Origin of the sequence: Streptomyces sp. NBC_01433, assembly GCF_026340105.1 — a bacterium.
Taxonomy (GTDB): Bacteria; Actinomycetota; Actinomycetes; order Streptomycetales; family Streptomycetaceae; genus Streptomyces.
The window spans coordinates 3531057-3553845 of the sequence record NZ_JAPEPM010000001.1 but is presented as its reverse complement, the minus strand read 5'-3'; the positions used below and the strand labels follow the sequence as shown (position 1 = coordinate 3553845).

The window sequence follows — 22789 nt, the reverse complement described above, 5'->3', positions numbered from 1 at the left end:
GTTCGTTATTTCAGAACTAACACAGTGGACGCGAGCAACTGAGGACAAGCCCTCGGCCTATTAGTACCAGTCAGCTCCACCCGTTACCGGGCTTCCACATCTGGCCTATCAACCCAGTCGTCTACTGGGAGCCTTAACCCCTCAAGAGGGTGGGAATACTCATCTCGAAGCAGGCTTCCCGCTTAGATGCTTTCAGCGGTTATCCTTTCCGAACGTAGCCAACCAGCCATGCCCTTGGCAGGACAACTGGCACACCAGAGGTTCGTCCGTCCCGGTCCTCTCGTACTAGGGACAGCCCTTCTCAATATTCCTACGCGCACAGCGGATAGGGACCGAACTGTCTCACGACGTTCTAAACCCAGCTCGCGTACCGCTTTAATGGGCGAACAGCCCAACCCTTGGGACCGACTCCAGCCCCAGGATGCGACGAGCCGACATCGAGGTGCCAAACCATCCCGTCGATATGGACTCTTGGGGAAGATCAGCCTGTTATCCCCGGGGTACCTTTTATCCGTTGAGCGACAGCGCTTCCACAAGCCACTGCCGGATCACTAGTCCCGACTTTCGTCCCTGCTCGACCCGTCGGTCTCACAGTCAAGCTCCCTTGTGCACTTACACTCAACACCTGATTGCCAACCAGGCTGAGGGAACCTTTGGGCGCCTCCGTTACTCTTTAGGAGGCAACCGCCCCAGTTAAACTACCCATCAGACACTGTCCCTGATCCGGATCACGGACCCAGGTTAGACATCCAGCACGACCAGAGTGGTATTTCAACGACGACTCCACAACCACTGGCGTGGCCGCTTCAAAGTCTCCCACCTATCCTACACAAGCCGAACCGAACACCAATATCAAACTATAGTAAAGGTCCCGGGGTCTTTCCGTCCTGCTGCGCGAAACGAGCATCTTTACTCGTAGTGCAATTTCACCGGGCCTATGGTTGAGACAGTCGAGAAGTCGTTACGCCATTCGTGCAGGTCGGAACTTACCCGACAAGGAATTTCGCTACCTTAGGATGGTTATAGTTACCACCGCCGTTTACTGGCGCTTAAGTTCTCAGCTTCGCACACCCGAAAGTGCACTAACCGGTCCCCTTAACGTTCCAGCACCGGGCAGGCGTCAGTCCGTATACATCGCCTTACGGCTTCGCACGGACCTGTGTTTTTAGTAAACAGTCGCTTCTCGCTGGTCTCTGCGGCCACCCCCAGCTCAGGAAGCAAGTTCCCTCACCGGTGATGGCCCCCTTCTCCCGAAGTTACGGGGGCATTTTGCCGAGTTCCTTAACCATAGTTCACCCGAACGCCTCGGTATTCTCTACCTGACTACCTGAGTCGGTTTAGGGTACGGGCCGCCATGAAACTCGCTAGAGGCTTTTCTCGACAGCATAGGATCATCCACTTCACCACAATCGGCTCGGCATCAGGTCTCACCCTTATATGTGTGACGGATTTACCTACCACACGGGCTACACCCTTACCCCGGGACTACCACCGCCCGGGCTGGACTACCTTCCTGCGTCACCCCATCGCTTACCTACTACAAGTCTGGTTCATCGGCTCCACCACTACCCTCAACTCCGAAGAGATCGGGCCGGCTTCACGGACTTAGCATCGCCTGATTCAGTACTGGGCGTTTCAAAGCGGGTACCGGAATATCAACCGGTTGTCCATCGACTACGCCTGTCGGCCTCGCCTTAGGTCCCGACTTACCCTGGGCAGATCAGCTTGACCCAGGAACCCTTAGTCAATCGGCGCACACGTTTCTCACGTGTGTATCGCTACTCATGCCTGCATTCTCACTCGTGAACCGTCCACAACTCGCTTCCGCGGCTGCTTCACCCGGCACACGACGCTCCCCTACCCATCCGTACTCCCGTTGGGGATATATGTACGAATGACACGACTTCGGCGGTACGCTTGAGCCCCGCTACATTGTCGGCGCGGAATCACTTGACCAGTGAGCTATTACGCACTCTTTCAAGGGTGGCTGCTTCTAAGCCAACCTCCTGGTTGTCTCTGCGACTCCACATCCTTTCCCACTTAGCGTACGCTTAGGGGCCTTAGTCGATGCTCTGGGCTGTTTCCCTCTCGACCATGGAGCTTATCCCCCACAGTCTCACTGCCGTGCTCTCACTTACCGGCATTCGGAGTTTGGCTAAGGTCAGTAACCCGGTAGGGCCCATCGCCTATCCAGTGCTCTACCTCCGGCAAGAAACACACGACGCTGCACCTAAATGCATTTCGGGGAGAACCAGCTATCACGGAGTTTGATTGGCCTTTCACCCCTAACCACAGGTCATCCCCCAGGTTTTCAACCCTGGTGGGTTCGGTCCTCCACGAAGTCTTACCTCCGCTTCAACCTGCCCATGGCTAGATCACTCCGCTTCGGGTCTTGAGCGCGCTACTAAACCGCCCTATTCGGACTCGCTTTCGCTACGGCTTCCCCACACGGGTTAACCTCGCAACACACCGCAAACTCGCAGGCTCATTCTTCAAAAGGCACGCAGTCACGACTGCATGTGCAAGCACACACAGCGACGCTCCCACGGCTTGTAGGCACACGGTTTCAGGTACTATTTCACTCCGCTCCCGCGGTACTTTTCACCATTCCCTCACGGTACTATCCGCTATCGGTCACCAGGGAATATTTAGGCTTAGCGGGTGGTCCCGCCAGATTCACACGGGATTTCTCGGGCCCCGTGCTACTTGGGTGTCTCTTAAACGAGCCGTTAATGTTTCAGCTACGGGGGTCTTACCCTCTACGCCGGACCTTTCGCATGTCCTTCGCCTACATCAACGGTTTCTGACTCGTCTCACAGCCGGCAGACCATGAAAAAGAGATCCCACAACCCCGAATGCGCAACCCCTGCCGGGTATCACACGCATACGGTTTGGCCTCATCCAGTTTCGCTCGCCACTACTCCCGGAATCACGGTTGTTTTCTCTTCCTGAGGGTACTGAGATGTTTCACTTCCCCTCGTTCCCTCCACACTGCCTATGTGTTCAGCAGCGGGTGACAGCCCATGACGGCTGCCGGGTTTCCCCATTCGGAAACCCCCGGATCAAAGCTTGGTTGACAGCTCCCCGGGGACTATCGTGGCCTCCCACGTCCTTCATCGGTTCCTGGTGCCAAGGCATCCACCGTGCGCCCTTAAAAACTTGGCCACAGATGCTCGCGTCCACTGTGCAGTTCTCAAACAACGACCAGCCACCCATCACCCCGTCATATACGACGAGTTCACTGGGGCCGGCAACCGAAGGACAGACTCAAACGAGCCCGTACCCTCAGATACCCAACAGCGTGCCCGACCCGACCGACCATTCCCCACGTTCCACGCCGAAGCAGTACTAGTGAAAAACAACCTGTCGTGCCGAGTAGTCAACGTTCCACCCATGAGCAACCAGCACCGAACATTCGCCGGTGTACTGGCCTCTGACCAAACCGAAGCCTGGTAAGAAGTGCTCCTTAGAAAGGAGGTGATCCAGCCGCACCTTCCGGTACGGCTACCTTGTTACGACTTCGTCCCAATCGCCAGTCCCACCTTCGACAGCTCCCTCCCACAAGGGGTTGGGCCACCGGCTTCGGGTGTTACCGACTTTCGTGACGTGACGGGCGGTGTGTACAAGGCCCGGGAACGTATTCACCGCAGCAATGCTGATCTGCGATTACTAGCAACTCCGACTTCATGGGGTCGAGTTGCAGACCCCAATCCGAACTGAGACCGGCTTTTTGAGATTCGCTCCGCCTCGCGGCATCGCAGCTCATTGTACCGGCCATTGTAGCACGTGTGCAGCCCAAGACATAAGGGGCATGATGACTTGACGTCGTCCCCACCTTCCTCCGAGTTGACCCCGGCAGTCTCCTGTGAGTCCCCATCACCCCGAAGGGCATGCTGGCAACACAGAACAAGGGTTGCGCTCGTTGCGGGACTTAACCCAACATCTCACGACACGAGCTGACGACAGCCATGCACCACCTGTATACCGACCACAAGGGGGGCACCATCTCTGATGCTTTCCGGTATATGTCAAGCCTTGGTAAGGTTCTTCGCGTTGCGTCGAATTAAGCCACATGCTCCGCTGCTTGTGCGGGCCCCCGTCAATTCCTTTGAGTTTTAGCCTTGCGGCCGTACTCCCCAGGCGGGGAACTTAATGCGTTAGCTGCGGCACCGACGACGTGGAATGTCGCCAACACCTAGTTCCCAACGTTTACGGCGTGGACTACCAGGGTATCTAATCCTGTTCGCTCCCCACGCTTTCGCTCCTCAGCGTCAGTAATGGCCCAGAGATCCGCCTTCGCCACCGGTGTTCCTCCTGATATCTGCGCATTTCACCGCTACACCAGGAATTCCGATCTCCCCTACCACACTCTAGCTAGCCCGTATCGAATGCAGACCCGGGGTTAAGCCCCGGGCTTTCACATCCGACGTGACAAGCCGCCTACGAGCTCTTTACGCCCAATAATTCCGGACAACGCTTGCGCCCTACGTATTACCGCGGCTGCTGGCACGTAGTTAGCCGGCGCTTCTTCTGCAGGTACCGTCACTCTCGCTTCTTCCCTGCTGAAAGAGGTTTACAACCCGAAGGCCGTCATCCCTCACGCGGCGTCGCTGCATCAGGCTTTCGCCCATTGTGCAATATTCCCCACTGCTGCCTCCCGTAGGAGTCTGGGCCGTGTCTCAGTCCCAGTGTGGCCGGTCGCCCTCTCAGGCCGGCTACCCGTCGTCGCCTTGGTAGGCCATTACCCCACCAACAAGCTGATAGGCCGCGGGCTCATCCTTCACCGCCGGAGCTTTTAACCCCCACCCATGCAGGCAGAAGTATTATCCGGTATTAGACCCCGTTTCCAGGGCTTGTCCCAGAGTGAAGGGCAGATTGCCCACGTGTTACTCACCCGTTCGCCACTAATCCACCCCGAAGGGCTTCATCGTTCGACTTGCATGTGTTAAGCACGCCGCCAGCGTTCGTCCTGAGCCAGGATCAAACTCTCCGTGAATGTTTTCCCGTAATCGGGACACACATCACGAGAGCGGAACGACCGGTCGGAATAAGACCAGTCGTTCACAGCGTCCTCGCTGTGTAATTGCCCACCGGAACCGTAAGGCCCGGTAGGACTTTCAAAGGAACCACCAACCTGCCGAAGCAGGCCGGGGTATCAACATATCTGGCGTTGACTTTTGGCACGCTGTTGAGTTCTCAAGGAACGGACGCTTCCTTCGGTCCCGTTTCACCGGGGCCCTCCGGGCGCTTCCCTTCGTGTTCTTGCGTTTCCGACTCTATCAGACTCTTTCGTGTCCGATTCCCGGTCGAAGCGGGTCAAGCAGTTTTCGCTTTCCAGTTCTTCGCTTTCGCGTTTCCCTTTCCGGCGGTTCCAACTTTACCAGACTCTTCTTCGTTCCGTTTCCGGTCCGAATTTGATTCCGGTGGCCTGTGGAGTGGCCTTTGCCTTTCGGCTGATTCGACCTTACCAGAAGCATTTGAGTCGAAAGAATCGACCGAAATGAGCTGGAAGATATAAGAGAATCGATTGGCTCTGCGGGAATTACATTCCCCGCCCAGAGCGAGATTGATACTAACCGCTGGGCCCGAACTTGTCCAGTTCGAGGCAACCGTTTAAATCTACCTCCCCACATCGACCGTGTCAACGGTTTTTGTGGGCGAGGAGGACACTAGCAGGTCAGCGGTGTGGGCCGCACATCAGTGGTCAGGCTGCGGAAGGGAGCTCGGCGCTGCGTTCGACCGCTTCCAGGTCGCCCGTGTCGCCGGCGCGTGCGGCTCGGCCTCCGAGTAGGTAGACGTACGCCAGAAACGCCAGCTCAGCGACGATGCCGATAGTGATCCGGCCCCAGGTGGGGAGGCCGGACGGGGTGACGAAGCCTTCTATGACGCCCGAGACGAAGAGGACCAGGGCCAGCCCGATGGCCATGCCGATGGCGGCGCGGCCCTGTTCGGCCAGAGCCGCGCGGCGGGTGCGGGGGCCCGGGTCTATGACTGTCCAGCCGAGGCGGAGTCCGGTGCCCGCGGCCACGAAGACGGCGGTCAGTTCGAGGAGGCCGTGCGGGAGAACGAGGCCGAGGAAGGTGTCCAGACGGCCCGCGGACGACATCAGGCCGATTCCGACGCCGAGGTTCAGCACGTTGAGGAAGAGGATCAGGATCACCGGTATACAGAGGAACGCTCCCAGCACCAGACACATGGCTGCGGCCTGGGCGTTGTTCGTCCACACCTGTGCGGCGAACGACGCGGCCGGGTGGCTGGAGTAGTACGTCTCGTACTCCCCTCCCGGGCGCGTCATGCTGCGCAGGTCGTCCGGGGCGGCGATCGCCGCCTGGACCTCCGGATGAGTGCCGATCCACCAGCCGATGAGGGCGGCCAGGAGTGTGGAGAGCACTGCCGTGGGGATCCACCAGCGGCGCGAGCGATAGACAGCGGCGGGGAAACCCGCGGTGAGGAATCGGGCCGCGTCGCGCCAGGAAGCCTTGCGGGTGCCGGTCACCGTCGAGCGTGCGCGCGCCACGAGCTGAGTGAGCCGGGCCGTCAGCAGGGGATCCGGGGCGCTGGACTGGATCAGAGAGAGATGGGTGGCCGTGCGCTGGTAGAGCGCGACGAGTTCGTCCGCCTCAGCGCCGGTCAGATGGCGCCCGCGGCGCAGGAGGTGGTCCAGGCGGTCCCACTCCGTGCGGTGGGCTGTGACGAAGACGTCGAGGTCCATGGTCGGCTGCGGCTCCAGGCATGGGTGCGTACGGGTCCGTACAACTGCGGCGCTGCTGGTCAGCTTGGCAGACTGTGCCCCGGTGGGGCAGGGAAGGTGGACGAAGGGTGGGTGGCGATGAATGAGCTCGTGACCGGAGACGCGGTCGTTCTGGGGTTGCGGCCGGCGAGGCTGCCGAGCCGGGCTCTGGCCTTGGCGATCGATCTGGTGGTCGTTGTCGCCGTGTTCATCCTGGTGTCCATCGGTTTGGGCATCGCCGCGGTCTCGTTGGACGAGGCGGCCGTCGCCGCGATCGGTGTAGCGGCTTTTCTTCTGGTACTGGTGGGCGGGCCGGTCGCGGTGGAGACCCTCAGCCATGGCCGTTCGCTGGGCAAGCTGGCGTGCGGGCTGAGAGTGGTCCGGGACGACGGTGGCCCGATCCGGTTCCGCCATGCCCTCGTCCGCGGGGCGATGGGGATGGTCGAGATTCTGATGACGTTCGGGGTCGTGGCCTGCCTCGCGTCCCTGATGTCCGCACGGGGGCGGCGGCTCGGTGATGTATTCGCGGGGACGCTCGTCGTGCGGGAACGGGTGCCGACGGGGCGCTCCGTCGTTGTTCCGCCGCCTCCGCCCTGGCTTGTCGGCCGATTCACGCAGCTGGATCTGTCAGCGGTACCGGACGGTCTCTGGCTCTCGATACGGCAGTACCTGACCCGCATGCAGCAGCTCGACGCGGACGTCGGCCGGTCGATCGCGGAGCGGCTGGCGGGCGAACTGGTGACGCTGACCGGGGTTCCGGCTCCGCACGGCGTTCCCGCGGCGGCGTATCTGGCCGCGGTGGTCGGCGAGCGGCAGGCACGGGACGCGCGCCGGGTGTTCAACGCCGCTCGGACCTCCGCTTCCCCACCGGTCTCCGCTCCCGCACCCACCGTTGTTCCCGCACCGGCCGTTGTTCCTGTGTCGGCCGTTGTTCCTGTGCCGTCTGTTCCGCCTGTGCCGACCTCGGACTCGCCGGCCTCAGCGGGTTTCGCGGACCGGGGTGCTGGCGGGGCGGCCTCGACCGGGTTCGCTCCGCCCGGCTGAGGGCTGTCCTGTGGTCCGGACGTTCAGCGGGACACGGGCGACGGGGGCGTTTCGAGGTGTTCGAGTTCGATGCCGGGTGCGGCGAGGACCACGTCGCCCGCGATGTGAACCGTGTGCTGCTCCCCCGTGTCCAGGGCGCTGACCTGGTACTCGTCCACGGTCAGGGGTCCGTTGTCAGTGGCGTGCGCTTCACTGTTCAGCAGTGACCAGGACTGGTCGACGGTACGGGGGGCGAGGACCGGGTCCGTAAAGGTGACCACACGGACGCGGGTCGCGGGGGAATCGGGGGTGAGGCGCAGAAGCCGGGTCAGGGCGACAAGGAATGCGGGGGAAGTGCCGGAGAAGGCGTGGGCGCGGACATTGCCTTCGGTGGCATGAGTGCCGGTGGGGTCGGTACGGACCCAGGTGACGCCTTCCAGGGCGGCGCCTCGGACCTGCCAGCTCGCGGCGTGGAGTTCGAGGCGGATGGGGCGGCCGAGTTCATCGAGGGCGAGATCGACGGAGCCGAGGTGATCACCGGAGGGGGCCGTGGTCTGGGAGACGTAACGCCAGCCGGAGGGGCCGGGGGCGCAATGGAAGTGTTCTTCTCCGAGGGGGGTGTGATCGTGAAGATCGTGGAGCGAATACCGGCCGCGGGGCATGGGGTCCTTCGGGTTCCTCGGGCTGTGCGGGTGCGGTACGGAGCAGGCCCCCGCCACGGGGGTGCGGGGGCCTGCGCTCGTACCTGCTGCTGAGGCTGCCGGGCCGCTCAGCGACCGTGGGTGAGGGCCCGCGGTCGCTGAGGAGGCTGGATCAGTAGCGGTAGTGGTCGGACTTGTACGGACCGTCGACCTCGACGCCGATGTAGGAGGCCTGCTCGGGACGCAGGGTCGTGAGCCTGACGCCGAGCGCGGCGAGGTGGAGGCGGGCGACCTTCTCGTCCAAGTGCTTGGGGAGCACGTAGACGTCGGTCGGGTACTCCTCGGGCTTGGTGAACAGCTCGATCTGGGCCAGGGTCTGGTCCGCGAACGAGTTGGACATCACGAACGAGGGGTGGCCGGTGGCGTTGCCCAGGTTCAGCAGGCGGCCCTCGGACAGCACGATGAGGACCTTGCCGTCGGGGAACGTCCAGGTGTGGACCTGCGGCTTGACCTCGTCCTTGACGACGCCGTCGATCTGCGCCAGGCCGGCCATGTCGATCTCGTTGTCGAAGTGGCCGATGTTCCCGACGATCGCCTGGTGCTTCATCTTGGCCATGTCCGAGGCCATGATGATGTCCTTGTTGCCCGTCGTGGTGACGAAGATGTCCGCCTGCTCCACGACGTCGTCGAGGGTGGCCACCTGGTAGCCGTCCATCGCCGCCTGCAGCGCGCAGATCGGGTCGATCTCGGTGATGATCACGCGGGCGCCCTGTCCGCGCAGGGACTCCGCGCAGCCCTTGCCCACGTCGCCGTAACCGCAGACGACGGCGGTCTTGCCGCCGATCAGGACGTCGGTGGCACGGTTGATGCCGTCGATCAGCGAGTGGCGGCAGCCGTACTTGTTGTCGAACTTCGACTTGGTGACAGCGTCGTTGACGTTGATCGCCGGGAACAGGAGGGTGCCGTCGCGGTGCATCTCGTACAGCCGGTGCACACCGGTCGTGGTCTCCTCGGTGACACCGCGGATCTCGGACGCCAGCTGGGTCCACTTCTGCGGGGCCTCGCCGAGGGTGCGGTTCAGCAGGGTGAGGATATAGGCGTACTCCTCGCTGTCCGCGGTCGACGGGTCCGGGGCCGCGCCGGCCTTCTCGAACTCGACGCCCTTGTGGACCAGGAGCGTGGCGTCACCGCCGTCGTCCAGGATCATGTTCGGGCCGCCGGTGGGGGTGTTCGGCCAGGTCAGGGCCTGCTCCGTGCACCACCAGTACTCCTCCAGCGACTCGCCCTTCCAGGCGAAGACCGGGACGCCGGCGGGGGCGTCGGGGGTGCCGTTCGGGCCGACCGCGATGGCCGCCGCGGCGTGGTCCTGGGTGGAGAAGATGTTGCAGGAGGCCCAGCGGACCTCGGCGCCCAGGGCGACGAGGGTCTCGATGAGCACGGCCGTCTGCACCGTCATGTGCAGCGAGCCGGTGATCCGGGCACCGGCCAGCGGCTGGGTGGCGGCGTACTCCTTGCGGATCGACATCAGGCCGGGCATCTCGTGCTCGGCGAGGGTGATCTCCTTGCGGCCGAAGGCGGCGAGGGAGAGGTCGGCGACCTTGAAGTCCTGGCGGTTGGTGACCGTCGTCATAACGGGCTGCTCCTCGTGATGGGTCGAGGTGGGCTGGGGCGGCTCTGCGTCTGCCGGGCACACGAATGCCCGAGCGTTCGGCAGTGCAGTCCGTCGGAGGCCCTCTGTCCCTCGGCCGGTCCGCAGTGGATGCGGACCGATCAACCGCCATCAGCAGCGACGTCTGTCTCTGCCACGAATCTACACCGAACGGCCCAGTGAGCCCCAGTCCGTTCAAGTGCGGAGGCGATCACCGGGCCGTCAGGGGCTGATCCTCAGTGGTTCAGTGGCCGGAATCCGCCGGGGCCGGACCGCCGCCGCCGGGGGCCTTGCCCGGGTTGGTACCGGACGCCGCGGCGGCTTCGTTGAAGATGTCCGGCTCCAGGTAGATGACCCGGGCGATCGGGACGGCCTCGCGGATCCGGATCTCGGCGGCGTTGATGGCGTTGGCGACCTCGGCCGCGGTGTTGTCGTGCTGGACCGCGATCTTGGCGGCGACCAGCAGTTCCTCGGGTCCGAGGTGGAGCGTACGCATGTGGATGATGCGGGTGACGGTGTCGCCGTCGACCACGGCGGCCTTGATCTTCTCGACCTCTTCGATGCCCGCGGACTCGCCGAGCAGCAGGGACTTCGTCTCTGCGGCGAGGACGATCGCGATGACGATCAGCAGGATGCCGATGCAGAGGGTGCCGATGCCGTCCCAGACGCCGTTGCCGGTGCCGAGGGCCAGGCCGACGCCGGCCAGGGCCAGGACCAGACCGACGAGCGCGCCGAGGTCCTCAAGGAGGACGACGGGAAGTTCGGGGGCCTTGGCCCGGCGGACGAACTCCGTCCAGGAGCGTGTACCCCGGGTCTGGTTGGACTCCCTGATCGCCGTACGGAAGGAGAAGCTCTCGGCGATGATCGCGAAGATCAGCACGCCGACCGGCCAGTACCACGCCTCGATCTCGTGGGGGTGCTTGATCTTCTCGTAGCCCTCGTAGACCGCGAACATGCCACCGACGGAGAAGAGGACGATGGAGACGAGGAAGGCGTAGATGTAGCGCTCGCGCCCGTACCCGAAGGGGTGCTGGGGAGTGGCTTCGCGCTGGGCCTTCTTGCCGCCGAGCAGCAGCAGGCCCTGGTTGCCGGAGTCGGCGAGCGAGTGGACGCTCTCCGCGAGCATCGACGACGAGCCACTGAAGAGGAACGCCACGAATTTGGCCACTGCGATCGCGAGGTTGGCGGCTAGCGCTGCCACGATCGCCTTGGTTCCGCCTGACGCGCTCATGAGTGCGTGGTGTCCCTTCCTCGGTGCGCGGCACGGACGGCCGCGGTACGGCCGCACATTGTTGCAGTCGGTTGTGCGGACGGTGGTGCAGTCGGTGGTGCAGTCGGTGGTGCGGACGGTACGTCAGGCCACCACGGTGGCACGGAAGAGTGTCCCGGTTCCGGACGCTTCCACCGTTTCACCCGCCGGGACGAAGACCGACTCCCCGGGAGTGAGGCCGAGGTCCCCGGCCTTCGGGGCGCCTGCCGTGCAGAGCAGGATCTGCGGGGTGGCGACCGTCAGATCGACGGGTGCGGCGCCTGCGGCGAGGTCGTAGCGCGACAGCCGGAACTCGTCGACGGGAGTCTCGTACGGCTCCTCGCCGGAGGGGGATGCCTCGGGGCGCAGTACACCGGGGTCGGTTGCTTCGAAACGGACGATGCGCAGGAGTTCGGGAACGTCGACGTGCTTGGGAGTGAGTCCGCAGCGCAGCACGTTGTCCGAGTTGGCCATGATCTCGACACCGAGGCCACCGAGGTAGGCGTGCGGGACCCCCGCGCCGAGGAACAGGGCCTCGCCCGGCTGGAGCTGTACGTAGTTCAGGAGCATCGCCGCGATGACGCCCGGGTCGCCGGGGAAGTGGTGCGCTATCCGCGCGTACGGGGCGTGGGCGCCGCCGAGCCGGTCGGCGGCGGCCGCCGCCTCGGTGACGGTCTCCGCCATCTCCACCGGGTCGGCGGTGAGGATCGCCGTGAGGACCTCGCGCAGGGCCGCCTCTTCGGGGCTGGCGCGGAGCAGGTCCACGTACGGCTTGAGGGCGTCGACCCCCAGTGCCTCCATCGCCTCGGCCGCCTCGGTGGGCCTGCGGAAGCCGCACAGTCCGTCGAAGGGGGTGAGCGCGCAGAGCAGTTCGGGCTTGTGGTTGGCGTCCTTGTACGTGCGGTGGGGGGCGTCGATCGGGACGTTCCGGCTCTCCTCGTCGGCGTACCCCCTTCTGGCCTGTTCGAGGTCGGGGTGGACCTGGAGGGAGAGGGGGGCGCCCGCCGCGAGCAGCTTGAGCAGGAAAGGGAGGCGGGGGCCGAACTTGGCGACGGCGGCCGGTCCCAATTCGCGTTCGGGGTCGGCCTCAATGATGTCGGTGAGGGGGGCGGTGAAGGGTGCGCCGGTGCCGGTGCCCGTGGGGCGGGTGATGCGGGAAGGGGCTCCCGGGTGGGCGCCCATCCACATCTCGGCCTGCGGCTCGCCGGTGGGAGCGATGCCGAGCAGGGCGGGGATGGCCGTGGTGGAACCCCAGGCGTAGGGGCGCACGGTGTTGGACAGCCGGTCCATGGGATTCGTCCTCGGGGGATGCGCGGGTGCGGAGGCGGGAGAGCCAGGCGGGGAGGCGTGGGGAGCGGAGGTGGGCTGGGGCGAGGCGCGCGTCAGGGGCTGGGGGCCGAAGCCAGTGACAGGTAGACCGCGGCGAAGTCCGTGATGGCGAGGAGTTCGGCGAGTGCTTCGAGCGCGCTGCCCTCGTCCGGTTCGAGTTCGCTGATGGCCGTGTCGTGGCCGAGTGCCAGTTCCCGTGCCGCCGGGTAGGCGCTCAGGCCGCCTGCGGGCCGGTCCCGGAGCAGGACGACCCTGGCCCGCAGGGGTTCCCGCTCGCTGACGCGGTCACGGAAGAAGTCGTCGGGGTCGGCTCCGGCGGCGAAGTCTCCGGCCAGCAGCGCACCGTGCGAGGGCAGCGCCTCGGGAAGTTCGGCGGCGAGGGCCGGGCGACCCGCGAGTTCGGACAGTACGGCGGCGAAACGGCGCCCGACGGGACCTGCGGCGTCGCCCTCCGTCCACACGAGCGGCAGCATGTCGGCGAGCTCGGCGGCGAGGGTCTTCGCCGGATTGCTGTACGTGGCGATGGCCGGGCCGCAGCGTTCGGCGGTGCGGTCCAGGCGGTCGGCGACCTTTTGCAGGTCCTCGGGCGGGGCGGTCACCAGCCCCACCCGGTCCAGGAGCGCCAGCAGCGGCGTGAGCAGCGCCCACAGGGTGCCCGGTCCGGCGGCCGAGGTCTCCGCGTCGTACTCGCCGTGCGGGGCGGCCGCCATCGGTACGACGAGGCCGTGGGCCCCGTCGACCGCTTCGCTCAGGGGGGAGCGGGTGGGGGCCACGGCGACCACGGTGCAGCCCCGGCGGTACGCCTGTTCGGCGAGCAGGGCGAGGCCCGGTTCGGAACCGTCGGCCGTGGCGATGAGCAGCAGGTCCACGGATCCGGCCCAGCCGGGGAGCGTCCAGCGCAGGGCGCCTGCGGCGGGGGCGACGCCGGAGGGGTGGATCCGGGCGACAGGTGCGGCGGCCCCCGCCAGCGCGCCGATCAGGTCGGCGACGCCGGACGCGGCGGTGCCGGGGCCGGCGACGAGGACGGCGCGGGGCCTGCCCTCCGGGTTCAGGTTGCCGATGCCTGCCTCGGCCGCGTGCCGGGCGGCGGTACGGACGCGGGCACCGGCCTCGGCGGCGCCCCGGAGCAGACCGCGGCGGTCGGCTCGGGCCAGATCTTCCGGGGCGTCGAGCAGCGACTCGTCGAGCATGGCGGTGGGCCTCCGATCACCGGTGGGGGTGCGGGGTGCGACGTGCGAGGTTCGGGTACGGGGTACGGCGGTTTTCGTCGGCCGCCCGTGCCGTGTACGCGCGTCACTCGCTGTCAGGCGGGGCGGCGGGCCTCGTCGACGAGCAGGACCGGGATGCCGTCCCGTACCGGGTAGGCCAGGCCGCAGTCGGTGCCGGTGCAGACCAGCTCCGGGCTGTCGGCGGCCGACCGGTCGTCGAGCGGGGAGTGACAGGCCGGGCAGGCGAGGATCTCCAGAAGGCCGGCTTCGAGCGGCATGGGGTGAGTCCCTTCGAGCGTTCGAACAAGCGGTTCGGGTTCGCGTGGATCAGGCGTCGTCAGCCTACCGCTGGGGTGGCGGGGGCGCGGCCCGGCCGGGGGTGGGGCGATGGCGGGGGGCGGATGCGGGTGGGCGGGGCCGTGGTGCGGGTGGGGCGCCTGCGGCGGGCTTGTCCCCTACCCGCCCCGTCCCGAAACCGGGGCGCTGCCCCGGACCCCGCTCCTGAAACGCCGGAGGGGCTGAGGTTGGGCGGCGCTGGCCCCAGACCCTGGTGCCCTCAAACGCCGCAGGGGCTGAAGGATGCCCTCAAGCGCCGGGCGGGCCGGCATGTGCCCGGAGAGACCAGGGAGCTGGGAAAGCTAGCCCCTGACCACCGACAGGACCTCGTCTCGTACCGCCGTCATCGTTTCTTCGTCCCTTGCCTCGACGTTCAGGCGCAGGAGCGGTTCCGTGTTGGAGGCGCGCAGGTTGAACCACCAGTCGGTGGACGTTGCCGTGAGGCCGTCGAGTTCGTCGAAGGTGACGTCGTCGCGGTTGCCGTACGCCGCCTTGATCGCGGCCAGGCGGCCCTGCTGGTCGTCGACCGTGGAGTTGATCTCGCCGGAGCCCGCGTACCGGTCGTACTGGGCGACCAGTTCGGAGAGCGGGCCCGCCTGGCCGCCCAGGGCGGCCAGGACGTGGAGGGCGGCGAGCATGCCCGTGTCGGCGTTCCAGAAGTCCCGGAAGTAGTAGTGCGCGGAGTGCTCTCCGCCGAAGATCGCGCCGTGCTCGGCCATCTCCGCCTTGATGAAGGAGTGGCCCACCCGAGTACGGACGGGGGTTCCGCCGTTCTCGCGGATCACTTCCGGGACCGACCAGGAGGTGATCAGGTTGTGGATCACGGTGCCCTTGCCGCCGTTGCGGGCCAGTTCGCGGGCCGCCACCAGGGCCGTGATCGCGGACGGGGAGACACCGGCGCCGCGCTCGTCGACCACGAAGCAGCGGTCCGCGTCCCCGTCGAAGGCGAGGCCGAGGTCGGCGCCCTCGGCCAGGACGCGTGCCTGGAGGTCGACGATGTTCTTCGGGTCGAGGGGGTTGGCCTCGTGGTTCGGGAAGGTGCCGTCCAGCTCGAAGTACATGGGTACGAGGTCGACCGGCAGGCCCGCGAAGACGGTCGGGACCGTGTGGCCGCCCATGCCGTTGCCCGCGTCCACGACGACCTTCAGGGGCCTGATCCGGTCGAGTTCGACCAGGCCCAGCAGGTGTGCGGCGTAATCGGTCAGGGTGTCGCGTTCGGTGACCGTTCCGGGGGTGGTGGTCGCGGGGGTGCGCGGGGCCCCGTGTTCCGACCACTGTTCGACCAGGGTGCGGATCTCGGTCAGCCCGGTGTCCTGGCCGACAGGGGCGGCTCCGGCCCGGCACATCTTGATGCCGTTGTACCGCGCCGGGTTGTGCGAAGCCGTGAACATCGCCCCCGGCAGGTCCAGTGCCCCCGACGCGTAGTACAGCTGGTCCGTCGAGCAGAGCCCGATCAGCGTCACGTCGGCGCCACGGGCCGTCGCGCCCCGGGCGAAGGCCCCGGCCAGGCCCGGCGACGACGGCCGCATGTCATGGCCGATCACGATCGCGTCCGCCGAGGTGACCTGGACGAACGCCGCACCGAACAGCTCGGCCAACGGCTCGTCCCACTGGTCGGGCACCACTCCGCGCACGTCGTACGCCTTCACGAGCTGCGACAGATCAGCAACCACGGCCGGTCCTCCTGGGGGTTTGGGCGGAACGCCCAAACTACCCGGCGGGCCGATACGTCAGGAGTCCGGGGAACGCAGCACCCGCAGGTGGCCGCGGCGTGCGACCTCGACCGGATCCGCGGAGCGTGGGCCCCGGCCCCCACCTCCGCCGCCAGGTCCGCGGTCGGTAGGCCGTGCCGCTTCCCGTACGGCGTTGGCGAGCGCTTCGAGATCGTCGCCGCTGGGCTGTGAGGGGGCGGAGCCGTCGGAGAGCCGCACCACCTCCCAGCCGCGTGGCGCGGTGAGCCGCTCACTGTGTTCGGCGCAGAGGTCGTAACAGTGGGGCTCGGCGTAGGTGGCGAGCGGGCCGAGGACCGCAGTCGAGTCGGCATAGACGTACGTCAGTGTCGCGACGGCAGGGCGGCCGCACGCGGTGCGCGAACAGCGACGTACAGGGCTCACGATGTTGGACGGTACCGCACTCTTGAGCGGGCTGCGACGACTCCCCTTCAGGTCACCCCACCGTGTCGCGCCGTGACCCCGGGCACAGCGTGCTTCCGGGTAACCGCCCTGACCTGGGCGGTGGCGGGAAAGCGCGTGCTACGACCGGAAGTCCCCGTTCGTCCGGGGAGCGGGAGCCGACGTCGGGCGCGGGGCCGCCGGTCGGGTTCGGGGCCTGAAACGGGCTCAACCTTGGCCGGAATGTTCAACCGCGGACAGGTGGCCGGGCCGCGACACGATCACCGACGGCTCACCCCGGTGAGGGCTACGCTGCGTCGGTGATGGACAGTCCCGTACCTCCCCCCGCGTCCGAACCGCGACCCCGTCGTCGCGACCGCCATGGCCGCGGCATGCGCGGGCCCGTCGCCCCGCCCCAGGTCCCCCTGTCCGCCAGCCGGAGCGAGACGTTCCGTGATCTCGTCCAGGACTCCGTCGAGCGGCTGGAGCGCCGATGGCCGCAGCTGGCCGAGGTGGACTTCGTGGTCCTCGACGTACCCGGCACACCGGGGGAGACCGTGCCGCTGGGCAGTGCGCTGTCCGCCGCCAAGGGGCGGCCCGCGCAGATCGTGGTCTACCGGCGCCCCGTCGAGATCCGCACCAAGAGCCGCGACGAACGTGCCCTGCTGGTGCACGAGGTCGTCGTGGAGCAGGTCGCGGAACTGCTGGGGCTGGCTCCCGAGTCGGTCGACCCCCGGTACGGGCAGGAGTGAGCCGCCCGTACGGGGGCCGGGAAAGCCGCCGGGAAAGCCCTCACGGGCGGAGCCCGGTGCCCCGCCCGTGAGCGTGTGAACGTCCCCGTGCCTCAGAGCGTGTGAACGCCCCCTTGCCTCAGTCGGACAGGACCGACAGGTCCTGCTTCGCCGACGGGACGACCACCGTTCCCCTGTCGTCCGGCAGCGTCTGCACCGTGAACATCGCCACGCCGCCCTCAGGAAGAGCGAGCGTGCGGGCGGCGTGCACCGGGCCGCCCGATTCCGTCTCGACCGTCAGCGCGTAGGTGCCCTTGAGCCCGGACGGCACCGGCGGGTCGACGGCGAGTGTCGTGCCGCCCTTGACCGTGTACGTCTTGACGACCTGTTCGCCGCCCTCGCTGCCCGCCGAAGCGGTGACCTTCACCTTCGCCGTCGCACCCGGTGCGGACAGGGAGAGCGTCGAGCCCTTGGCCCGGTTGTCGGCGACGCTCGCCCGCTCGCCCACCGGGCCGGTCGCCGGGATGAAGGCGATCTCCTGCTTGGCGCCGGTGCCGCGCACCACGCGCAACGCGGCCACGATCGGAGTGGCCCGGCTGCTCTGGACCGGCGTCAGCCGCAGGGATCCCGGTTCGCCCCGGGTCACGTCCTTCAGGTCGACGCTCGCGGTCATCCCGGACTTGATGTGCAGGGTGTCGTTCCCGGCCGGGGCGAACGCCGCGGTCTTGCCCAGCAGTTGCACCTTCACGTCCGCGTCGTCCTCGCCGGGGGCGAAGGCCACCAGCTGTACGGAGGTGGCGTCGGCCGGGATGCCGGGCATGACGAGGGTGCCCCTGGGGTCGGTGGCGGCCGACAGCCAGTCGCTGCCCGCCTTGTCGTCCGCGACGCCGACGACCGCTCCGACCCGTCCGGTGCGGGTGGTGACATGGGCGGTCACACTGTCCGCGGCCTCGCTGGTCAGGGTGGTGACGAGCATCGCGACGGTCGACCGGGGCGGGACCGTGATGCCCTCGCCGACATCGGACTTGAGGGCGCCCTCGGGGCCGTACAGCTCGATGTCGGCGACGGCGGCGCTGTCGTCCGGGTTGGTGAGGTGGATGTAGTCCTGCCGGGACTTCGCGGTGCTCACCGCGGGGAACCAGAAGTCCGTGTCCGGGGCGGTGCAGCTGACCCCGAGCAGCCCCCGGGCGTCCCCGGCGGCGACCGTGGTGGTCTGCTGGGCGGTCCAGCCGGGGGCTGTCCGGCCGTGGGCGGTGCCGACCAGGGCGGGCGCGTCGGAGCCCGAGGCCTCGGCGGTGACCGGTTTGCCGGGCTCCTTGACGGTGACGACCGGCTTCTCGGCCTTCTCCTTCGCCTTCTTCGCCGCCTCTTCGGCCTTCTTGATCTTCTTCGGGTCCTTCTCGGCCGCCGCGTCGTCCCCGTCCGCCGCGTCGTCCACGAACGGCACGGACGGCTTCAGTTCGGCGGTTCCCGCCCCGGCGGCACCCTTCCCCGCCGGGGTGAAGGACGTGTACAACGTGTCCGCGAGATCGGAGCCGCTGGGCGCCGGGCAGAGCAGGCTGGAGCGTTCGACGGGCAGCCGGGACGCGGGCTTCGCCTCCACCGCGTCGCCTTCACCGGGCGCGGTGAGCGCGGCGAACCCGGTGACGGCGGCGAGGGCGACGGTGCCCGCGATGAGGGACAGATGGGTGGACTTCACTCGGACTCGCCTCGCGATGCGTTACCGGTCTGCCACGGGGCCTGGCCCGGGGCCGGGTTGTCGACGTGCTCGTTGTACCGGCTGGGGTCGGGGTACTGGCTGGGGTCGTTGTACTGGCCGGCGTCGGGGTACTGGCCGTGGCCGGTGTTGTCGGGGTACTGGGGGTGGCCGGTGTGCCCGTTGGGGTCGGTCTGCTCGTGGTACGGCTGCTGCTGCTCCGCGTACGGGACCTGGCCCTGACCCTCGCCCTCGTACTGCGGGTAGGCCGTGGTGTTCTGCTGCTGGTACGGGTCGTACGCGGCGTTCTGCTGCTGGTACGGGTCGGCCTGGTACGGGTACTGCGTGTAGTCGGCGCCCTGGTACTGCTGGTGCTGCGCGTCCCACTCCCCCTCCCCGTACTGCTGCTGCGGCGGCACGGGCGCGTAGGTCCCGTCCCCCTGCTGGGCGTAGGCGGCCTGCCCGTCAGGGGAAGCGGCGTACGGGTCGGCGGCGTACGGGTCGGCGGTCTGCTGCGCGGGGATGTACTCCCCCGGCGCACCCGGCATCCCCGGCGCCTCCGGTTCCACCGTCACAGCCGGGCCGTCCGGGCCGACCGGGCCCGTTCCGCCGTCCTGACCGGTATCCGCCGTCTCCGCGTCGGCCTCCGCGGCCGCGCGCAGCCTGCGGGCGCGGCGTCCCTCGCCCTCGATCGGCTCCGCCGCGACGGCGACGGCCTCCTCGGGCAGGTCGTCGTCGATCTCCCGGCGGCGGCCCGGCAGGGCCAGGACCACCAGGACGACGGCGAGCGCCGCCTGCGCCCAGATCCACGCGGTGTGCGTGATCGGGGTGTCGTACGTGAGGTCCAGCCGGCCGCCGTCGGCGGGGAGCTCGAAGCCCTGGGCCCAGCCGTCGACGGTCTTCCGGGTCAGCGGCTTCCCGTCGAGCGTGGCCTGCCAGCCGGGGTCGGCCACGTCGGCGATCCGCAGCACGCGGCCCGCGTCGCCCGAGGGGATCTCGGAGTGCGCCTCCACAGCGAGCGAGCCGACGGGCAGCCGCTCGCCCTCGCCGGACGGGACGATCATGACCCGGGCGACCTGGCGGTCCACGCGCCACAGGGCACTGCCGTCCAGCTGGCTGAGCCGGCTCAGGCCGGGGGTCGAGTCGAGCACCCGGCTCATCTGCCGCGGTGCCCCGTCCCGTACGAGGACGTAGCGGATCGCGAAGCCGCTCAGCTGGCCGCCCTGGTCGGCGCCGGAGCCCGCGACCAGATTGGCGACGACCTTGTCGAGGTGGCTGTTGCCGTCGCCCGACTCCGTCAGCTCGGCGTCACCGAGCCGGGCACCCGAGCCGCGGGCCAGGGTGTAGTCGACGGACTCCGGCGACGTACCGCCGAGCACCAGGGTGCGCGGCTGGTCGCGGGTGGTGCTCTCCTCGGCGACGAACGCGGGCACCTGCACCGGGTCGCGCCGCTCCAGGGGGCCGGCGGCGCCACCGATCATCCAGCCGAAGGCGGCCAGTACGGGGGCCGCGGCGGCGGCCAGCGCGATCAGCGCGGCGACGGGCTGGCGCCAGCCGAAGCTGAGCGCGGCGACCCGCACCCGGGCGCCGTCGGCACCGAGGAGGGCGGCGGCGATCAGCGCGATGCCGTAGACGAGGGTGGCCGGTCCGGCCCAGCTGGAACCGTTGGTGATCCCCGCGAAGAGCAGGGCGACGAGCGCCACGGCCCAGGCGGTACGGATCGCGAACTGCCGCTCCCCGCGCAGCAGCGCGGCCAGCGCCGCCAGCACGATGCCCAGGAGCAGGATGCCGCCCGCGGCCTTGGGACCGCCGGGGCTGATCCCGAGCAGGTCGAGCGCGGAGGCCGTGCCCGAACCGATGTCCAGGCCCGCCTCCTTCAGGAAGCCGGAGGGGCTGGTCAGCAGGGACAGCGACCAGGGGGCGAGGATCAGCAGCGGGGTGCCGATCGCGGCGAGGAAGCGGAGCCCGTACGCCGTGATGTCGTTCCGGCGCAGGGCCAGTACTCCGAGGCCGAGGACCGCGGCGAGCGGCCAGACGACGGGCGTGAACGCCATCGTGACGGTGAGCAGCAGGGCGTAGGCCCAGGTGGCCCGCCAGCTGCCTCGCGGCGTGCCGGTTCCGGTTCCCGTGCCGGGGGCCGCGCGCAGTCCGTGTGCGGCGACGGCCGCGCGGGCGATCAGCGGGAGCAGGACGGCCAGTACGGCGGTGCCGAGGCGGCCGGTCGCCAGCGCTCCGGTCGCGGCGGGCAGGAAGGCGTACGCGATGCTCGCCCAGGCCCGCAGGAGCCGTGATTCGAGCAGCGGCCGGGAGGCGAAGTACGCGGTGAGGCCGGCGAGCGGGACCGAGCAGACCAGCAGCAGGGTGAGCGCGAAGCCGGTGGACCCGAGGAACAGTGCGGACAGGGCGGAGATCATGGCGAGGTACGGCGGTGCGCTCTGGGCCCCGCCGGTACCGAGCGGATGCCAGCCGTCCGCGTACCGTCCCCAGAGTTCGGAGACGTCACCGGGTGCGGGCAGCAGTGCGCCGCCCGCCAGTGCCCCGCCGCTCAGCAGGCTTCGGCAGGCGATGAGCGAGACGAGCAGGAGCAGCGCGAAGAGCACGGGGCCCGGTTTGCGGCCGACCCGCTTGAGCCGGGCGAACTGGTCGACCTCCATGAAGTCGGCGTCGTCCCCGCCCGGTCCGGATTCGACGGCACCGTGTCGTGAACCGCCGGAGTCGGCGTCGGAGCGGCTGCCGAAGTTGCCCGCGACCTGTTCGACGGTGGCGCGGACGGTCGCGCCGGACGGCGGGAAGAGGGAGCGCAGTTCGGCGGGGTCCACCTCGCCCTTGGCGCGGCTTCGGCGGGCGGCGATGATCCGCCCGGGTCGCAGCAGGGTGCCGAAGAGTCCGGCGACCTCGTCGAGCGCCTGGCCGGGCACCTTGCCGACCAGGTAGGCGAGGGTACGCAGCAGGGTGCCGACGACGAGCCGGAGCAGGACCCAGGGCAGCGCCTTGCCCGCGGCGTTGGCGAGCATGGTGTAGACCGCGCCCGCCTTGTCGACGCGGTGCGGGCTGGAGACCGAGCGGCCCGCGCAGTCGATGGGGCGGCGTTCCCTGGCGGATGCCTCGGCATGCCGCAGGACGGCGTCCGGTGCGACGAGCACCCGGTGTCCCGCCATGTGTGCGCGCCAGCAGAGGTCCACGTCGTCGCGCATCAGCGGGAGCCTGCGGTCGAAGCCGCCGAGCTCCTCCCACACGTCGCGGCGGATCAGCATGCCCGCGGAGGAGACGGAGAGCACGGTGCGGACCTGGTCGTGCTGGCCCTGGTCCTGCTCGCGGCGGTCCAGTCCGGTCCAGCGGCGCCCGCTGTTGGCGATCGAGACGCCGACTTCGAGAAGCTGCTTGCGGTCGTACCAGCCGCGCAGTTTGGGGCCGACGATCGCGGCGTGCCGGTCGGTGTCGACGACGCGCAGCATCGCGGCGAGCGCGTCGGGCTCGGGCGCGCAGTCGTCGTGCAGCAGCCAGAGCCACTGGACCGGTTCGCCGTGCGGCAGTTCCGGCAGGTCGTACGTGTCGTCCCGCCAGGTCCGGGTGACCGGGTCCCAGCCGCTTGGGCGCTTGAGGTAGGGCAGGTCGTCGGGGGTGAGGACACCGGCCGTGCGGGCCGCCTCGTCGACGGCGGTGCCGAAGCTCGTACGGCGCGCGAGGTGCAGGACGCGTTCGTCGCCGAGTGCTTCGGTGACCAGCCGGGCGGAGTCGTCGGCGCTGCCGGTGTCGGCGGCGACGACGTTCTGTACGGGGCGTTCCTGCCCGAGCAGCCCGGCGAGCACGTCGGGCAGCCAGCGTGCGCCGTCGTGGGAGACGAGCACGGCGGTGACGACATGCCGGGGGAACTCTGGGGCGGCGGCGGCCGCGTTCGGCGCCGCCGAGTGGCTGTGCACGGACATCGAGGTACGGGCCCTCCGGCCGGGTCCGGGGGGCGTCCCCCCGGGGGCTGCATCGGTGTACACGCGCGCCCCGGCGGGGCGTTGGCGCGTCTCGGACGGGGCCCCACACTAACGGTACGGGTGGGTGGGGGCGGCGCCGAGCGGTGGAACGGGGTGGACAT

The 22789-nt window shown here is 68.1% G+C and carries 13 protein-coding genes and 2 rRNA genes; 2 read left to right on the top strand and 13 right to left on the bottom strand.

All coding sequences use genetic code 11. The features are described from left to right. Positions 1-40: 40 nt before the first annotated feature. The 3 genes from OG413_RS16150 to OG413_RS16140 all read right to left on the bottom strand — a co-directional run bounded on the left by OG413_RS16150 (position 41) and on the right by OG413_RS16140 (position 6712). Positions 41-3165, bottom strand: a 23S ribosomal RNA gene (locus tag OG413_RS16150). Positions 3166-3470: 305 nt separating this feature from the next. Then, positions 3471-4996, bottom strand: a 16S ribosomal RNA gene (locus OG413_RS16145). Together the 16S and 23S rRNA genes form the textbook arrangement of a ribosomal RNA operon. A gap of 708 nt (positions 4997-5704) precedes the next feature. Continuing rightward, on the bottom strand, positions 5705-6712 hold the full coding sequence (locus tag OG413_RS16140; RefSeq protein ID WP_266806220.1) for a stage II sporulation protein M: 1008 nt from the start codon (positions 6710-6712) through the stop codon (positions 5705-5707). A gap of 117 nt (positions 6713-6829) precedes the next feature. Between OG413_RS16140 and OG413_RS16135 the strand changes: the two genes are divergently transcribed. Continuing rightward, on the top strand, positions 6830-7774 hold the full coding sequence (locus OG413_RS16135) for an RDD family protein (RefSeq protein ID WP_266806219.1): 945 nt from the start codon (positions 6830-6832) through the stop codon (positions 7772-7774). Positions 7775-7797: 23 nt separating this feature from the next. Here OG413_RS16135 and OG413_RS16130 read toward each other — a convergent pair whose 3' ends face one another. From OG413_RS16130 to OG413_RS16095, 8 genes are all read right to left on the bottom strand, one after another. Further along, on the bottom strand, positions 7798-8415 hold the full coding sequence (locus OG413_RS16130) for a hypothetical protein (RefSeq protein WP_266806217.1): 618 nt from the start codon (positions 8413-8415) through the stop codon (positions 7798-7800). A gap of 151 nt (positions 8416-8566) precedes the next feature. Next, complete coding sequence (gene ahcY, locus OG413_RS16125) at positions 8567-10024, bottom strand: adenosylhomocysteinase (protein WP_266806215.1); 1458 nt, start codon at positions 10022-10024, stop codon at positions 8567-8569. 262 nt (positions 10025-10286) lie between these two features. Continuing rightward, the gene (locus OG413_RS16120) at positions 10287-11273 is read right to left on the bottom strand and encodes a cation diffusion facilitator family transporter (protein WP_266806214.1); all 987 of its coding nucleotides are present in this window, start codon (positions 11271-11273) and stop codon (positions 10287-10289) included. A 123-nt stretch (positions 11274-11396) separates the two neighbouring features. Then, positions 11397-12581, bottom strand: a complete 1185-nt coding sequence (gene manA / locus OG413_RS16115; protein ID WP_266806213.1) for a mannose-6-phosphate isomerase, class I — start codon at positions 12579-12581, stop codon at positions 11397-11399. 92 nt (positions 12582-12673) lie between these two features. Next, the gene (locus OG413_RS16110; RefSeq protein WP_266806211.1) at positions 12674-13810 is read right to left on the bottom strand and encodes an SIS domain-containing protein; all 1137 of its coding nucleotides are present in this window, start codon (positions 13808-13810) and stop codon (positions 12674-12676) included. 113 nt (positions 13811-13923) lie between these two features. Then, positions 13924-14106: a Trm112 family protein gene (locus OG413_RS16105; protein WP_030927015.1), complete on the bottom strand. Its 183-nt coding sequence runs from the start codon at positions 14104-14106 to the stop codon at positions 13924-13926. Between the two features lie 360 nt (positions 14107-14466). Then, the gene (locus tag OG413_RS16100; RefSeq protein WP_266806208.1) at positions 14467-15837 is read right to left on the bottom strand and encodes a phosphomannomutase/phosphoglucomutase; all 1371 of its coding nucleotides are present in this window, start codon (positions 15835-15837) and stop codon (positions 14467-14469) included. Positions 15838-15894: 57 nt separating this feature from the next. Beyond that, complete coding sequence (locus OG413_RS16095) at positions 15895-16329, bottom strand: DUF3499 domain-containing protein (protein WP_266810182.1); 435 nt, start codon at positions 16327-16329, stop codon at positions 15895-15897. 269 nt (positions 16330-16598) lie between these two features. Between OG413_RS16095 and OG413_RS16090 the strand changes: the two genes are divergently transcribed. After that, positions 16599-17027 carry a metallopeptidase family protein gene (locus OG413_RS16090; protein ID WP_266810180.1) on the top strand — a complete coding sequence of 143 codons (429 nt, stop codon included), beginning with the start codon at positions 16599-16601 and terminating at the stop codon, positions 17025-17027. Between the two features lie 118 nt (positions 17028-17145). Here the strand turns inward: OG413_RS16090 and OG413_RS16085 are convergent, their stop codons facing one another. Both OG413_RS16085 and OG413_RS16080 read right to left on the bottom strand, forming a co-directional pair. Further along, positions 17146-18705: a DUF5719 family protein gene (locus OG413_RS16085; RefSeq protein WP_266806207.1), complete on the bottom strand. Its 1560-nt coding sequence runs from the start codon at positions 18703-18705 to the stop codon at positions 17146-17148. Further along, positions 18702-22628, bottom strand: a complete 3927-nt coding sequence (locus OG413_RS16080; RefSeq protein ID WP_266806205.1) for a glycosyltransferase — start codon at positions 22626-22628, stop codon at positions 18702-18704. The genes OG413_RS16085 and OG413_RS16080 overlap by 4 nt, the downstream gene beginning before the upstream one ends. Positions 22629-22789: the final 161 nt, after the last annotated feature.